At 74.5% G+C, this 14,320-nt stretch carries 13 protein-coding genes, 1 pseudogene and 1 riboswitch; of the genes and pseudogenes, 6 read left to right on the forward strand and 8 right to left on the reverse strand.

Translation table 11 applies throughout. The features are described 5' to 3' along the window. Positions 1-14 precede the first annotated feature (14 nt). From GA0070618_RS02105 to GA0070618_RS02120, 4 genes are all read left to right on the forward strand, one after another. Positions 15-800 carry an SAM hydrolase/SAM-dependent halogenase family protein gene (locus GA0070618_RS02105; RefSeq protein ID WP_088980114.1) on the forward strand — a complete coding sequence of 262 codons (786 nt, stop codon included), beginning with the start codon at positions 15-17 and terminating at the stop codon, positions 798-800. A 48-nt stretch (positions 801-848) separates the two neighbouring features. Then, positions 849-1,091: a CPCC family cysteine-rich protein gene (locus GA0070618_RS02110; protein ID WP_088980115.1), complete on the forward strand. Its 243-nt coding sequence runs from the start codon at positions 849-851 to the stop codon at positions 1,089-1,091. A gap of 72 nt (positions 1,092-1,163) precedes the next feature. Next, complete coding sequence (locus GA0070618_RS02115) at positions 1,164-2,054, forward strand: DNA-formamidopyrimidine glycosylase family protein (RefSeq protein WP_088980116.1); 891 nt, start codon at positions 1,164-1,166, stop codon at positions 2,052-2,054. Positions 2,055-2,180: 126 nt separating this feature from the next. After that, a complete protein-coding gene (locus GA0070618_RS02120; protein WP_088985222.1) occupies positions 2,181-5,816 on the forward strand; it encodes a multicopper oxidase domain-containing protein in 3,636 nt (1,211 codons plus the stop codon). Between the two features lie 109 nt (positions 5,817-5,925). Here GA0070618_RS02120 and pspM read toward each other — a convergent pair whose 3' ends face one another. The 7 genes from pspM to GA0070618_RS02155 form a co-directional block, all read right to left on the reverse strand. Next, entirely contained in the window at positions 5,926-6,711 is a 786-nt protein-coding gene (gene pspM, locus GA0070618_RS02125) for a phage shock envelope stress response protein PspM (protein ID WP_088985223.1), read from the reverse strand. A 23-nt stretch (positions 6,712-6,734) separates the two neighbouring features. After that, positions 6,735-7,598: a PspA/IM30 family protein gene (locus tag GA0070618_RS02130; RefSeq protein WP_088980117.1), complete on the reverse strand. Its 864-nt coding sequence runs from the start codon at positions 7,596-7,598 to the stop codon at positions 6,735-6,737. Positions 7,599-7,786: 188 nt separating this feature from the next. Beyond that, a complete protein-coding gene (locus GA0070618_RS02135; RefSeq protein WP_088980118.1) occupies positions 7,787-8,230 on the reverse strand; it encodes a helix-turn-helix domain-containing protein in 444 nt (147 codons plus the stop codon). 158 nt (positions 8,231-8,388) lie between these two features. Further along, entirely contained in the window at positions 8,389-8,943 is a 555-nt protein-coding gene (locus tag GA0070618_RS02140) for a CinA family protein (protein ID WP_088980119.1), read from the reverse strand. 51 nt (positions 8,944-8,994) lie between these two features. After that, positions 8,995-9,585 (reverse strand): CDP-diacylglycerol--glycerol-3-phosphate 3-phosphatidyltransferase, encoded by a 591-nt coding sequence (pgsA, locus tag GA0070618_RS02145; RefSeq protein WP_088980120.1) that lies wholly within the window; start codon positions 9,583-9,585, stop codon positions 8,995-8,997. Positions 9,586-9,653: 68 nt separating this feature from the next. Next, positions 9,654-11,183: a 30S ribosomal protein S12 methylthiotransferase RimO gene (rimO, locus tag GA0070618_RS02150; RefSeq protein ID WP_088980121.1), complete on the reverse strand. Its 1,530-nt coding sequence runs from the start codon at positions 11,181-11,183 to the stop codon at positions 9,654-9,656. A 152-nt stretch (positions 11,184-11,335) separates the two neighbouring features. Continuing rightward, complete coding sequence (locus GA0070618_RS02155; protein ID WP_088980122.1) at positions 11,336-12,262, reverse strand: ornithine cyclodeaminase family protein; 927 nt, start codon at positions 12,260-12,262, stop codon at positions 11,336-11,338. A gap of 96 nt (positions 12,263-12,358) precedes the next feature. Continuing rightward, positions 12,359-12,426, forward strand: a riboswitch (guanidine-III (ykkC-III) riboswitch). 61 nt (positions 12,427-12,487) lie between these two features. Here GA0070618_RS02155 and GA0070618_RS02160 point away from each other — a divergent pair. Both GA0070618_RS02160 and GA0070618_RS02165 read left to right on the forward strand, forming a co-directional pair. Beyond that, on the forward strand, positions 12,488-12,802 hold the full coding sequence (locus GA0070618_RS02160; RefSeq protein ID WP_088980123.1) for a DMT family transporter: 315 nt from the start codon (positions 12,488-12,490) through the stop codon (positions 12,800-12,802). 117 nt (positions 12,803-12,919) lie between these two features. Next, on the forward strand, positions 12,920-13,162 hold the full coding sequence (locus GA0070618_RS02165; protein WP_088980124.1) for a hypothetical protein: 243 nt from the start codon (positions 12,920-12,922) through the stop codon (positions 13,160-13,162). A gap of 105 nt (positions 13,163-13,267) precedes the next feature. Here GA0070618_RS02165 and GA0070618_RS35425 read toward each other — a convergent pair. Then, a pseudogene (locus tag GA0070618_RS35425) lies at positions 13,268-14,260 on the reverse strand (FtsK/SpoIIIE domain-containing protein); the annotation flags it as partial. Positions 14,261-14,320: the final 60 nt, after the last annotated feature.

The following is a 14,320-nucleotide window of genomic DNA, read 5'->3' on the forward strand; positions in this document are numbered from 1 at the left end:
TCTAGGGTGGAGCCATGGGGTTCGGGTGGGTGTCGTTTACCACGGACTACGGGCTCTCCGACGGGTTCGTCGCGGCCTGCCACGGCGTGCTCGCCCGACTGGCGCCACAGGTACGCGTCATCGACGTGACCCACCTGGTGCCGCCGACCGACGTCCGGCACGGGGCGGCCGTGCTCGCCCAGACCGTGCCGTACCTCCCACCGGCCGTGCACCTCGCGGTGGTCGACCCCGGCGTCGGCACCGGTCGGCGTGGCGTCGCCGTCGAGGCGCCCGGCGGCCTGCTGGTCGGACCGGACAACGGGCTGCTGGTGCCGGCCGCCGAGGCGCTGGGCGGCATCCGCGCGGCGGTCGAGCTGACCAACCCGGAGTGGCTGGCCCCGGAGGTGTCCCGCACTTTCCACGGCCGGGACGTCTTCGCCCCGGTCGCCGCCCGGCTGGCCGACGGGGCGTCCCTGGCCGGGGCGGGTCCCGCGATCGACCCGGCCGACCTGGTCCGGCTGCCGGAGCCGGCGCTGGAGGTGACACCGGCAGGGTTCACCGCCGAGGTGCTCACCGTCGACCACTTCGGCAACGTCCAGCTCGCCGCGCCCCCGTCGGTGCTGGCCGGCAGGCCGGCGACGCTGCGGGTGGGCGGGCACGAGGCGGTGCACGGACGGACCTTCGGTGACGCGGCCCCGGGCCAACTGGTGGTCTACGTCGACTCGGCCGGCCGGGTCGCGGTGGCGGTGAACGGGGGACGGGCGGCGGAACGCCTGGGGGTGCGGCCGGGCGACCCGGTGCCGGTCCGGCATCCGGACTGAGCCGGTCCCCGCCTGTGCCCCCACCCCTCACTGTGGAATGCTCGGAGGGTGGGCGAGCAGTGGGTTCCAGCGACCTGTCCCTGCTGCGGGTTCCGGACCGGTGGCGGCACCTGTCCGGTCTGCTTCTGGACAGACGACGGTCAGGGTGACGCGGACGCCGAGGTGGTCCGGGGCGGCCCCAACGGCGACCTGAGCCTGTCCCACGCCCGCCTCAACTTCGCCATCTACGGTGCCAGTCACCCGCGCTACCAGGAGATGGTCCGTCCGCCCCGCCCGGACGAGCACCCCTGACCACCGGCCGGCGCCCCGCGTCGGCTGTCCGGTCCCCGTGCCCGGGTGACGACGTCGAGGCAGGATGGACGGGTGCCCGAGGGTGACACCGTCTGGAACACCGCCCGCCTGCTGGACCGCGCGCTGGCGGGCCGCGGGCTGACCGGGTCCGACTTCCGGGTGCCGCAGCTCGCCACCACCGACCTCACCGGGGCGACGGTGCTCGGCTGCGTCAGTCGGGGCAAACACCTGCTGCTCCGGTTGACGTCCCCGGCGGTGGCGGAGGGTGCCGGCCGGCGACCGGTGGGCACCGGATCCTCCGGCGACGACCGGGACGCGACCTGGACGCTGCACTCGCACCTGCGGATGGACGGGGCCTGGCGGACGTACGCGCCGGGCGAACGGTGGACCGGCGGGCCGGCGCACCTGATCCGGGTGGTGCTGCGCACGGCCGACGCGGTCGCCGTCGGCTACCACCTGCACGAGGTCGCGCTGGTGCCCACCGTCGAGGAGGACGCGCTCGTCGGCCACCTCGGCCCGGACCTGCTCGACCCGGACTGGGACGTGGCCGAGGCGGTCCAGCGACTCGCGAGCCGGCCCGGCCGGCCGATCGGGGAGGCTCTGCTCGACCAACGCAACCTGGCCGGTCTGGGCACCGTCTACACGGCCGAGGTGCTCTTCCTGACCGGGATCAACCCGCTGACCACCGTGGCCCAGGTCGGGGACCCGGGCAGGCTGGTGCGCCTCGCCCGACGACTCCTGTGGGCCAACCGGGGCCGATCCGCGCGGGCGACGACCGGTGACACGCGCAGGGGTCGCAACCTCTGGGTCTACGGACGGCAGGGGCAGCCGTGCCGCCGCTGCGGGACGGCGGTCGTGCAGGGCCGGCACGGCTCCGGGCCGACGGCCCGACTGGCCCACTGGTGTCCCTCGTGTCAGCCGGAACGCCCCCCGACGGCACCGCAGATTGACACGATTGGGTAATTCCCCAGCCCGGGGCACCTGTCGCATGCTGCGATTACGCGCTCACCCACCGTCAGCGCGGCGCCACGGGTGCGACTCCCCCACACCGGGGTGGCGGTCGTCGTACCCCCGTCCCCGGGGGACACCATGGCCATCTTCCGCAGATCCCGCCCCGCCCGGACGGCGCCCGGGACGGTCCCGGCGGCCCGGAACACCACCACCCCACCCGCGCCCGGCCCGGCGGTCCCGCCGGTCGACGGGACCGACCCGGGCCCGGACACCGCGCCGGACCCACCGGCCGCCCTGGACCCGGAGGCCGTCCCGCGCTGTTTCGGCCCGGAGCCGAACGTCGCCTCCAGTCCCCGCCCCCGGTTCGACGGCACCGGTCGGGTGATCCCCGGCACCGGGTTGCGCAAGTTCGTCGACGCGCTGCCCGGGACGGGCCCCGACCAGGCGAACGCGCTGGGTGGCTACCTGCCGGTGGCGGTACCCGACACGATCAGCTACCCGGGCTGCGACTACTACGAGATCGGCCTCCAGGAGTACGTCCAACGCCTGCACCGGGACCTGCCGCCGACCCGGCTGCGCGGATACCGCCAGCTCAACCTCGGCACCGACCGGCACGGGCACAACACCGTCGCCCCGCCCGCGCGGGCGTACCACCTCGGGCCGATGATCGCGGCGCGGCGCGACCGGCCGGTCCGGATCAAGTTCATCAACCAGTTGCCCACGGGGCGGGCCGGTGAGCTGTTCCTGCCGGTCGACACGACCGTGCCCGGGGCCGGGACCGGCCCGCTGGACGGGCCGGCGCCGTACCCGCAGAACCGCGCGGTGCTCCGCCTCCAGGGTGCCCGGACCGCCTGGATCAGCGCCGGCAACCCCACCCAGTGGATCACCCCGGCCGGGGAGATCACCCCGTACCCGACCGGTCCCGGGCTGACCCCCGTGCCGGACATGCCGCCGCCCGGGGCGGGAGCCACCACGCTCTACTTCCCGAACGACCAGAGCGGCCGGCTGATGTGGTTCCACGACAACACCCTCGGCCTGTCCCGGCTCACCACCCACTCCGGCCAGCTCGCCCCGTACCTGCTCGTCGACCCGGCCGAGGAGCGCCTGGTCGCCGACGGTGTCCTCCCCGCCGACCAGGTCCCACTGGTGATCACCGACCGGACCTTCGTCCCGGACGACGCGCAACTCGCCGCCGAGGATCCGACCTGGGACCGGGACCGTTGGGGCGCCTGCGGCAGCCTCTGGTACCCGCACGTCTACCAGCCACGGCAGAACCCGTTCCGCCCCGACGGGCGGAACCCGACCGGCCGCTGGGACTACGGCCCGTGGTGCCGGCACCCGGAGGCCGCCGCCGTCCGCCACGGTCCGGCGCCGAACCCGTACCACGACCCGGTCGCCGCGCCCGACCAGCCGCCGCTGACCCCGGGCGTACCGCACCCGTCGGCGGTGCCCCAGGTGTACGGGGACACCCCACTCGTCAACGGCGTCGCCTACCCGTACCTGACGGTGGAGCCCCGGGCCTACCGGTTCCGGATCCTCAACGCCTGCCCGGACCGGAGCCTGAACCTCCAGCTCTACCGGGCCCGCTCGGACCAGCCGATGTGGCACGTCGACGGCAGCCTCGCCGACGCCGGAGCGGGCGAGGTGCCCATGGTCGAGGCGGTCCGCGGCCCCGGCCACCCGGCGCACTGGCCGACCGACGGGCGGGACGGAGGCGTCCCGGACCCCCGGGCGGCCGGCCCGGAGATCGTCCGGATCGGCAACGAGTGCGGGCTGCTGCCCGCTCCGGTGGTGCTGGCCAACCGTCCGGTCGGCTACCGGAACGACCGGCTCGACCCGGGCGTGCTCAACGTCGACGGGCACACCCTGCTGCTCACCCCCGGCGAGCGGGCCGACGTGGTCGTCGACTTCGCCGCCGTGCCCCCGGGCAGCACGCTGATCCTCTACAACGACTGTCCGGCCCCGCTCCCCGGCAACGACCCCCGGTACGACCACCACGCCGGCTCACCCGGCGCGGTGCCCGGGTACGGCCCGGACACCCGCACCCTGCTCCAGTTCCGGGTGACTGGCACCCCGGCCGACCGGTACGACCTGGACCGGCTGCGGGACCGGCTGCCCGCCGCGTACGCCGCCAGCCAGCCCCCGCCGGTCGTGCCGCAGCCGGCCTACGACCGGGCCTTCGGCACCCGGACCGAGCGGGAGACGACCGTCCCGGTGCACGCCACCTCGGTCAGTTTCATCCCGGTCGGCGCGACCGACCCGGTCACGCTGCCGGTCACCGACCGGGCCGTCCGGCAGGTCTTCGAGCCGGGCCACGGCCGGCTGACCGGCCGGCTCGCCGCCCCGCTCCCCCGTCCCGAGACCACCACCCCGCCTCCCGGCTCCGCGACGGCCGACGGCACCGCGCCTCCCCGGACCGACCCGGCCGACGGTGACCCGGTCACCCGGGAACCGGACGACCCGCCCACCGAGGTCCTGTACGCCACCGACCCGGCCGTGCCGGTCGGGTCACCCGCCGACGGCACCCAGCTCTGGCGGATCCGGGGCGAAGGTCAGCTGACCCAGCCGTTGCACCTCGGCGGCGGTGACGTGCAACTGGTCAACCGGGTCGCCCGGGACGGCACCGTCCGCCCCCCGGCACCCGACGAGCGGGGCTGGAAGGAGACCGTCCGGGTCGACCCGCACGAGGACGTGGTGGTGGCGGTGCGACCCGTCCCGCCCGGTCTGCCGTTCACCGTCGGCGACTGTCGCCGTTCCCTCGACCCGACCGGCGTCGACGCCCGCCCGGTCGACCTGGGCTGGGAGTACCGCTGGCACAGCCAGCTCGCCGCCCACCGGGACCAGGGCATGGACCGTCCACTGGTGGTGCGGGTCTCCCCCCGGGCGCCCACCGGGCTGACCGCCACCCCGGTCCCGGGCTCGGCCATCGCGCTGCCCGCGATCGCGCTGGCCTGGACCGGCAACGGCGACCGCCCGCCGGCCACCCGGCACCGGCTGGAACGGGCCACCGACGCCACCTTCGCCGGGCCGGTCACCGTCCTGGCCGTGGCCGCCACCGCGACCCGGTACGTCGACGCCACCGTCACCCCGGGCGTCACCTACCACTACCGGATCAGGAGGGAGAACGCGGTGGCTTGTTCGGCCTGGTCGAACGAGGTCATCGCGGCGGTCCGGCTCGCCGCGCCGACCGGTCTGGGCGCGGTCGTCGCCGCCGCCGCGCCGCTCCGGATCGCGGTGCGTTGGACCAACCGCTCCTTCGCCACCGGCGTCGACGTGCAGCGGGCCACCAACCCGACCTTCACCAGCGGACCCGCCACCACGGCGGTCGGGGTCACCGACCGGTACCTGGACCCGACGGTCGCCCCGGAGACCACCTACTACTACCGGGTCCGCACCACCTACCTGGGCACCGCCTCGCCCTGGTCCACGGTCGGTGTGGTGACCACCCCGCCGGTGCCGAGGACCCCGACGACGGTGATCGCCACGGCCTGCGCGACGGCCCCGGAGAGCGCCACGGTGATCCTCCGCTGGACCTCCGGCACCCCCACCGGGGCGGGCTGCGGGTTCGTCGTCGAACGCGCCGCCGACCCGGCCTTCTCCCGGGAGCTGACCACGTTCACCGTCTCCGGACGCGGCTTCACCAACACCGGCCTGGGACGCGGGGTCACCTACTGGTACCGGGTGCGGGCGTTCAACGTGGTGGGCAGCTCGGCGTTCACCGGCCCGGTGCCGGTGACCACCCCCGACCGGGCCGGCGGCACGGGGGCGGACTAGTGGCTCGGGCCGGTCCGGCGGTGCGGGGGCGGGTTCAGTGGCTCGGGCCGGACCGGCGGCACGGGGACGGGTTCAGTGGCTCGGGCCGGACCGGCGGCGCGGGGGCGGGTCAGTGGCTCGGGGCTCGTTGCGGGTCACCGACCGCACGCAGCTCCGCCAACGCGGACGCCACCCCGTGCAGCAGGTCGGTCGCCTCGGTCAGCCGGGACGCGGCCGGGTTGCCGGCACCCGGGCGGGCGTCCTCGGCGATGTAGCCGGCCGCCGCGACGACGAGCCGCTCGTATGCGTCCACCCCGTCGTTGAGCTGCCCCACCAGGATCCGGTGGGTCTCGGCCAGCGACTCGCGGGCCGGTGACGGGGCGAGCCGCACCGCCCGTTCCACGCTCGCCACCCGCTCGGCCAGGTCCCGCAGGGAACGGTCGGCCGCCGCCGCTTCGAGCACCGCCGGGTCGGCCAGCCCGGTGAGCCGACCGGCCATTCCGGCGAGGGTCAACGCGGCCCGGTCCAGCCGGGCCCACGGCTCGGCCGCGGCGGTGCCGCGCAGCGCGATCCGGGCCCGGGCCCGGCGCACCTCGGCGAGCAGGTTCGGACCGGCCGGGAGCCGCTCCACGGTGGCGACCAGTCGGGCCCGGGATCGGGCTGCGGCCTCGGCCGGGTCGAGCGGGGGCGGAGCCGGCCGCGCCGCGTGGGCCCGCAGGTCGATCCAGCGCCAGGCGGCCAGCATCAGGGCGCTGCCCGCCGCGCCGGCCCAGGCCGCGTCGGGCAGGCCGAGCCCGGCGTACGGGGTGAGGACCGCCGCCGCGCCACCGAGCCCGCCGGCCGTGACGCTCCACCGTCGGGCGGACCGGCGCAACCGGTGCAGCCGACGGAAGTACCGTGCTCGCTCGTCTGCCACGCCTGCCTCCTCGACCCGGCCGCTCATCCGGCGGCGGTGGTGTCCCCGGTGCCCCGGTCGCGGCCCATGCTGGCCCGGATCTCGTCCAGCCGGGCCGCCGCGGCCGGGTCGGCGGCCGGTGCCGCCTGCTCGACGCCGGGCCGCTGCTGCCGACCGGCCAACTGCTCGCCGGACATGCTGGCCCGGATCTGCTCCAGCCGGGACGACCCGGCCGAGTCGAGCGCGGACTTCTGGATCTCCAGCATCCGGCCCTCAACCGAGTTCCCGGCCAGTTCGGCCCGGCCCATCGCGTTGGCGTACCGCCGCTCGATCCGGTCGCGCACCTCGTCCAGGCTGGGCGTGTTGGCGGGTGCGGTGAGGGCGGACATCGACTCCAGCGAGCGGGCCACGCTCTCCTGCATCTTGGCCTGTTCGAGCTGGCTGAGCAGCTTGGTGCGCTCGGCCAGCTTCTGCTGGAGGATCATCGAGTTGTTCTCCACCGCCCGCCGGGCCTGGGCCGCCGCGCCGATGGCCTGGTCGTGCAGGGTCTTCAGGTCCTCGGCGGCCTGCTCGGCCGAGACGAGCTGGGTGGCGAGGGTCTGCGCGGACTGCTCGTACTTCGTCGCCTCGGTCTCGTCGCCCTTGCCCCGCGCCTGGTCGGCCAGGACGAGGGCCTGACGGGCCATGCCCTGGAGGCGCTCGACCTCGGACATCTGCCGGGAGAGCTTCATCTCCAGCTGGCGCTGGTTACCGATCACCGCCGCGGCCTGCTGCACCAGCGCCTGGTGCTGGCGCTGCGCCTCCTCGATGGCCTGTTGGATCTGCACCTTCGGATCGGCGTGCTCGTCGATCCGGGCGCCGAAGAGCGCCATGAGGTACTTCCAACCCTTGACGAACGGGTTCGCCATCTCCGCGGTATCCCCTCAGTCGCGTCGCTGCGCCCGGTGACTCGTGCCGGACGGACCGCCCGGCACGCCGGCGGCGTATCCATCGTCGCAGCCGGGTGCCAGTGGCGGCGGCCTTGGCGCGGACCGGACGACCTGCTGATCAACCCTACGCGGCCGACGCCAGGTCGACCACGCGGTGATCGGGCCGGTCAGGCGGCGCAGACCACGTCCCGTTCGGCCGGGCGGACCCGGGTGGTGCGCAGGGTGGCCTTCAGCGGCGAGTCCTGCCGGACGGCGACCGAGACCGGGCCGTCGGCGGTGACCTGCCGGACGCCCTGCGGGGCGACCTTGCGGACCGTCGGGCGGCCCACCGGCTCGGCCGCCTCGTCGGCGACCGGCACCAGCACGCCCGGCATCTGCTCGGCCAGCGCCACCGTGTCGCTGACCTCGCGGAGCACCTCGGAGAGGCGGGCGCCGAGCGCGTCGCAGATCGCGGCCAGCAGCTCGCTGGAGGGTTCCTTGTGGCCACGTTCGATCTCGGAGAGGTAGCCCAGGCTGACGTTCGCGGCCGAGGAGACCTCGCGCAGGGTGCGGTGCTGACCCTGCCGGCGTGCCCGCAGTGCGTCACCGATCACCCGGCGTAGCAGGACCATCGCACCTCCTTGACAGGACCTCTGCCCGGCGACCGGATCACGCCGGGCGCCGTCAGCCGTCCCGACACCGATACCGAACCGTCGGAGCCTTCCCGCAACCGTACCCGCTGTGGGCCCCCACGACATACCACCCCGCCCGGACTCCTGCCCCGCAGCGGTCAGCAGGCAGCGCTGGCGGCGGCCTCCCCGGCGGCCACGATCCGCTCGGTGAGCAGCCGCAACGCCTCGTCGACGGCGGTCGACCGGATCCGGTCGCGGCCACCGTCGAGGTCGAGTTCGCGGACCGCCGTCCCGTTCGGGCCGGCGACCGCGACGAAGACCAGCCCCACCGGTTTGCCGTCCTGGGGCTCCGGGCCGGCCACCCCGGTGGTCGCCAGCCCCCAGTCGGCGGCGCACCGCTGCCGCCCGCCCTCGGCGAGCGCGACCGCCACGTCCGGGTCGACCGGTCCGCGGTCGGCGAGCAGCCCCTCGGGTACGCCCGCGAGGTCGGCCTTCAACTCCGTCGCGTACACCACCAGCCCGCCCCGGAAGATCCCGCTGACCCCGGCGATCTCGACGATCGAGGCGGCCAGCGACCCGCCGGTCAGCGACTCCACCGTCGCGAGGGTCTCCCCCCGTTCGGAGAGCCGGTGTACGACCCCGGCCGCCGGATTGGTCACCGGCCGGCCGTTCGCGCCGTGGTGCCCCGTCGTGTCATCGCCGCCTACCACCATGTCCGCATTCCTTCCCCCGACGTGCCCGGACGAACCGGCGAGGGCGACGGTTCACCGCGGGGTACGCAGCCGCACCGCGCGGGCGACGTAGTCGAAGCCGGTCAGCACCGTCACCACCACCGCGGCGCCCATGATCCAGGGGCCGACGCCGACCACGGCGTCCGGCACCGGCCACAGGTACCAGACGATGGCGAGGATCTGCAGCGCGGTCTTGGCCTTGCCGCCCCGACTGGCGGCGATGACGCCGTGCCGGATCACCCAGAACCGGATCAGGGTGACCCCCAGCTCCCGGGTGAGGATCACCACGGTCACCCACCAGGGGAGCACCGCGTACCAGGAGAGCAGCAGCAGGGCGGCCCCGGTCAGCGCCTTGTCGGCGATCGGGTCGGCGACCTTGCCGACCGAGGTGACCAGGGCGAACCGGCGGGCGATCCAGCCGTCCACGAAGTCGGTCGCCGAGGCGAGGGCGAAGACCAGGCAGGCCGCCACCCGCCAGTCGGCGTGGGTCATCTCCGAGAGGACCACCAGCGCCATGAAGACCGGCACCAGCAGCAGCCGCAGCGCGGTCAGCGCGTTGGCGGCGTTCAGCACCGGCACCGGGGCCACCACGGCCGGCGGGGTCGAGTCGGCCGTCCCGGTCACGCGGACGCCCCGATCCGGCGTTCCCGGTATCGCACCACGTGGCTCCCCCGCTCCGTCAGGGCCCGCCGTCACCGTGCCGCGCCGGGCGCCGCCGAGATCATCTCATCCGGTACCGCGATCAGGTCCACCCCTTCGGTGCCGGTGACCGTCGCCCGGACCAGGTCGCCCGGCCGCAGCGCCGCCAGGTCGACCCCGCCGTCGGAGGGGGCGACCAGCGTGGTGGAGCCGTCCACCTCGGGGGCCTGGTGGGCCGCCCGCCCCTCGACCACCCCGCCGTCGACCGAGTCGACCAGCACCTCGACGGTCGAGCCGAGGCGTTCCTCGGCGCGCTGCGAGCAGAGCTCGTCGGCAAGCGCGCTGAGCTTGTCGTACCGGCGTTTGACGGTGGCGGCGGAGAGCTTGCCAGGCAGGTCGGCGGCCTCCGTGCCGTCCTCGTCGCTGTAGTCGAACACGCCGATCGCATCGAGCCGGGCGGCGGTGAGGAAACGCACCAGCTCGTCGACGTCGCCCCGGGTCTCGCCGGGGAAGCCGACGATGAAGTTACTCCGGGCGCCCGCCTCCGGGGCCAGCTCGCGTGCGCTGGCCAGCAGCTCCAGGAAGCGGTCGGTGGAGCCGAAGCGGCGCATCCGGCGCAGCACCGGCTCGCTGGAGTGCTGGAAGGAGAGGTCGAAGTACGGCGCCACACCGGGGGTGGTGGCGATCGCCTCGACGAGGCCAGGACGGGTCTCGGCGGGCTGGAGGTAGCTCGCCCGCACCCGGACGATGCCGTCGATCGCGGCGAGCTGGGGCAGCAGCTTCTCCAGGGCCCGGGGGTCGCCCAGATCCTTGCCGTACGACGTGGAGTTCTCGCTGACCAGCACCAGCTCGCGGACGCCGGTCTTGGCCAGCCACTCCGCCTCGGCGAGCAGCTCGTCCGGGGTACGCGAGACGAAGGCGCCGCGGAAGGCGGGGATCGCGCAGAACGCGCAGCGGCGGTCGCAACCGCTGGCGAGCTTCAGCGAGGCGACCGGGCCACTGTCGAGTCGACGCCGGAGCACCTGGCGCAGGTGCGCCGGGGTGCGCGCGTCGGTCTCCGGGGCCTCGGTGCGGACTCCGGTGCCGTGTCCGGGCAGCGACACCGCGCTGTCCCGGCGGGCCACCGGGGTGAGCGGCAACAGCTCACGCCGGTCGCGCGGAGTGTGCGCGTCGACGGCCTCGCCGTTGACCACCGAGGTCAGCCGGGCGGAGATGTCCGGGTAGTCGTCGAAGCTCAGCACCGCCTGCGCCTCGGGAAGGCTGCTGGCCAGCTCCCGCCCGTACCGCTCGGCCATGCAGCCGGCCGCGACCACCTTCGCGCCGGTGTCGGCGGCGGCCAGCAGGGTCTGGATGGAGTCCTGCTTGGCCTTCTCCACGAAGCCGCAGGTGTTGACCACCACCACGTCGGCCCCTTCGCCGTCGGTGGTCACCTGCCAGCCGTCGGCGTGCAGGCGGGCGGCCAACTCCTCCGAGTCGACCTCGTTGCGGGCACAGCCCAGGGTCAGCAGGGCGACCCGGCGACCGTCAGCGGGGGACGATGGTGCCGGGTGCGAGCCGTTGGTGGGGGAGGTGGCAGACACCATCCGAGGGTACCGGGCGGAACAGGGCCGCCCGTCGACGCCCGGTACCACGACGGGCCGGCACGCCGCCACGCCACCTGCTGTCGGTCACGCCACCGGCGGCCGGACGGGCTCCCGGCCGGTGCGACCACGACTGGACACCCTCACCTGGACCGTCACGCCACCACCGTGGCGGCGAGCCGGACGAGCCGGTCGAGGAGGAAGACCTCGGTGCCGCCCAGGCCGACCGAGCAGAAGACGGTGACGTCGTCCGGGCCGACCCGTCCGGTCGCCGCGCCGGTCAGCACCGCACCCAGCTCGGCCAGCCGCCCCGCGTACGGCGGCCGGGCGGCGAGCATCGGCGGCTCGTACGCGCCGGCCTGGGCGGTCGAGTCGGTGACCAGCACGTCGGCGGTGTCCAGCAGGTCGGTGCCGAACTCGGCGCGCCCGTGCTGCTTGAACCCCACGGCGTTGACGTGGGTGCCCGGGGCGAGGTCGCGGGCGTCGAGCACCGGGGTCGGGCTGGTGGTGGCGAGCACCACGACGTCCCGGTCGCGTACCGCCTCGGCGGCGGTGGTCACCGCGCGGGCCGGCACGCCCAGCTCGGCCCGGACCCGCGCGGCGAACCGCTCCCGGCCGGCCGGGGTCCGGCAGTACACGGTCACCTCGCGCAGTCCACGGACCGCGGCGGCGGCCCAGACCTGGGTCCACGCCTGCCCGCCCGCCCCGATCACGCCGACGGTGGACGCGTCCGGCCGGGCCAGCGCGTCCACCGCCACCCCGCCCAGTCCACCGGTACGCCGGGAACCCAGCTCCGCCCCGACGGCGACCGCCCGGACCGCGCCGGTCCGGCCGTCGTGGAGGACGACGAGTTGCTCCGCCTCGGGGTGGCCGAAGGTGTCGTAGGAGCGGAAGCCGTACCACTCGCCGGTGAGGTGGCCGGCGGTGAGCACCATCCGGCCCCCGCCCAGCGGGGCCGACGCGCGGGGTGGGGCGACCAGTCGTCCCTCGTACGCGGCCAACAGGGCGGCCCGCATGGCGTCGACCGTGTCGGACGCGTCGAGGACGGCGGCCACCTCCCGGTCGGTGAAGAACAGCGTCATAACCGCCAATCCTTGAACATGAAGGCAGCTTCAGGTCAACCCGTGGCATCGATCATCCGCTCCGGTCCGGCCCCGCGCAACGGTGCTACGGTCGACCTCGACACCCCGACCCTGGTGTCCCGGACGAGTGGTGGGCGTACCCGGTAACGCGAAGACGCCCCCGGACAGTGGTTGGTCCTCGACTCGTCCGGGCCGGTCCCGGGCATATCTGGCAGGGGTGACGTCATGGCGTGGCTCGCACTGGTGGTGTCCGGACTTCTGGAGACGGCGTGGGCGATCTCCCTCGACCGCAGCGCCGGATTCAGCCGCCCCGTTCCCACCGTGGTCTTCGCCGTCACGCTGGTGCTGAGCATGGCCGGGCTCGCGTACGCGCTGCGGGAGATCCCGGTCGGCACCGGATACGCGGTCTGGGTGGGCATCGGCGCGGTGGGCACCGCGACCGTCGGCATCCTGGCCCTCGGCGAGGCGTCCAGCCTTCCCCGGCTGGCCTGCCTGCTGCTGGTGGTGGCGGGCGTGGTGGGGCTCAAGGTCTTCCACTAGGCCGTCGCGGGGTTCCCGGCGGCGCGTCCGGTCGGGGAGTCTGCGGCCACGCGTAGCGGACCGGCCGGATGGGTAGAGACAGGTCGACAACGGCAGGTTTCGTACCCGGAGGACGACATGGCGAACATCCACACCACCGCCCGCCCGCGCAGCAACGCCGCCCGGATCTGCACGATCCTGGCCTTCGTCTTCGCCGTGCTCGCCGTCTTCCTCTCCCCGCTGCTGTTCGGGGTGGCGGGCCTGGCGCTCGGCATCGTCGGCGCGGTGCTCGGCGACAAGCCGCTCGGCTGGTACGCCGCCATCGCGAGCGTGGTCGGCGCGGTCATCGGCGCGCTGCTCGTCGCCGCCCTGCTCAACTGAGCTTCCCGCGCACCCGTTCGGACCCGAGGGCCCGCCGGTCTCCGGCGGGCCCTCGCGCGTACCGACCCGGAACACCCCGCGCCGGCTGGGGCGGAGGTGGGCCGGTCAGCTGTCGGCGGGCTGGAGGGCGGCGAGAGCCTCCTCCAGCTCGTCCGGCTTGACCAGCACGTCGCGGGCCTTGGAGCCCTCGGACGGGCCGACAATCCCCCGGGTCTCCATCAGGTCCATCAGCCGGCCCGCCTTGGCGAACCCGACCCGCAGCTTGCGCTGGAGCATCGAGGTGGAACCGAACTGCGAGGTGACCACCAGCTCGATCGCCTGCACCAGCAGGTCAAGGTCGTCGCCGATGTCCTCGTCGATCTTCTTCTTGCCGTCCTGCGCCGGGGTGAGCACGTCGGGACGGAACTCCGGTTCGCGCTGGTCCTTGCAGAACTTGACGACGTCGATGATCTCCTGTTCGGTGACCCAGGCGCCCTGGATCCGAATCGGCTTCGACGCGCCCATCGGCAGGAAGAGTCCGTCGCCCCGGCCGAGCAGCTTCTCCGCCCCCGGCTGGTCGAGGATGACCCGCGAGTCGGCCAGCGAGGAGGTGGCGAAGGCCAGCCGGGACGGCACGTTCGCCTTGATCAGACCGGTGACCACGTCGACCGAGGGGCGCTGGGTGGCCAGCACCAGGTGGATGCCGGCGGCCCGGGCGAGCTGGGTGATCCGGACGACCGAGTCCTCCACGTCACGTGGCGCCACCATCATCAGGTCGGCCAGCTCGTCGACGATCACCAGCAGGTACGGGTACGGCTTCATCTCCCGCTCGCTGCCCGGCGGGGCCTTGATCTCGCCGTTGCGCACCTTGCGGTTGAAGTCGTCGACGTGCCGGACCCCGTTGGCGGCGAGGTCGTCATAGCGCATGTCCATCTCGCGGACCACCCACTCCAGCGAGTCGGCGGCCTTCTTCGCGTTGGTCACGATCGGGGTGACCAGGTGCGGGATGCCCTCGTAGCTGGTCATCTCGACCCGCTTCGGGTCGATCAGCAGCAGCCGCACCTCGTCCGGGGTGGCCCGGGTCAGGATGGACACGAGCAAGGAGTTCAACAGACTTGAGTTGTGCGTCGGGATGCACGACCTGCTGGCCAGATAGAGGTGGCTCGGACTGTCCACCTG

The organism is Micromonospora echinospora (genome assembly GCF_900091495.1).
GTDB classification, from domain to species: Bacteria; Actinomycetota; Actinomycetes; order Mycobacteriales; family Micromonosporaceae; genus Micromonospora; species Micromonospora echinospora.

Excerpts from the sequence above, each read along its gene's own strand:
- GA0070618_RS02140 (WP_088980119.1), bottom strand. The coding sequence starts at position 8,943 with ATGGTGGTAGGCGGCGATGACACGACGGGGCACCACGGCGCGAACGGC.
- GA0070618_RS02135 (WP_088980118.1), bottom strand. The coding sequence starts at position 8,230 with ATGGTCCTGCTACGCCGGGTGATCGGTGACGCACTGCGGGCACGCCGG.
- GA0070618_RS02105 (WP_088980114.1), top strand. The coding sequence starts at position 15 with ATGGGGTTCGGGTGGGTGTCGTTTACCACGGACTACGGGCTCTCCGAC.
- GA0070618_RS02120 (WP_088985222.1), top strand. The coding sequence starts at position 2,181 with ATGGCCATCTTCCGCAGATCCCGCCCCGCCCGGACGGCGCCCGGGACG.
- GA0070618_RS02165 (WP_088980124.1), top strand. The coding sequence starts at position 12,920 with ATGGCGAACATCCACACCACCGCCCGCCCGCGCAGCAACGCCGCCCGG.
- GA0070618_RS02155 (WP_088980122.1), bottom strand. The coding sequence starts at position 12,262 with ATGACGCTGTTCTTCACCGACCGGGAGGTGGCCGCCGTCCTCGACGCG.
- rimO (WP_088980121.1), bottom strand. The coding sequence starts at position 11,183 with ATGGTGTCTGCCACCTCCCCCACCAACGGCTCGCACCCGGCACCATCG.
- GA0070618_RS02130 (WP_088980117.1), bottom strand. The coding sequence starts at position 7,598 with ATGGCGAACCCGTTCGTCAAGGGTTGGAAGTACCTCATGGCGCTCTTC.
- GA0070618_RS02160 (WP_088980123.1), top strand. The coding sequence starts at position 12,488 with ATGGCGTGGCTCGCACTGGTGGTGTCCGGACTTCTGGAGACGGCGTGG.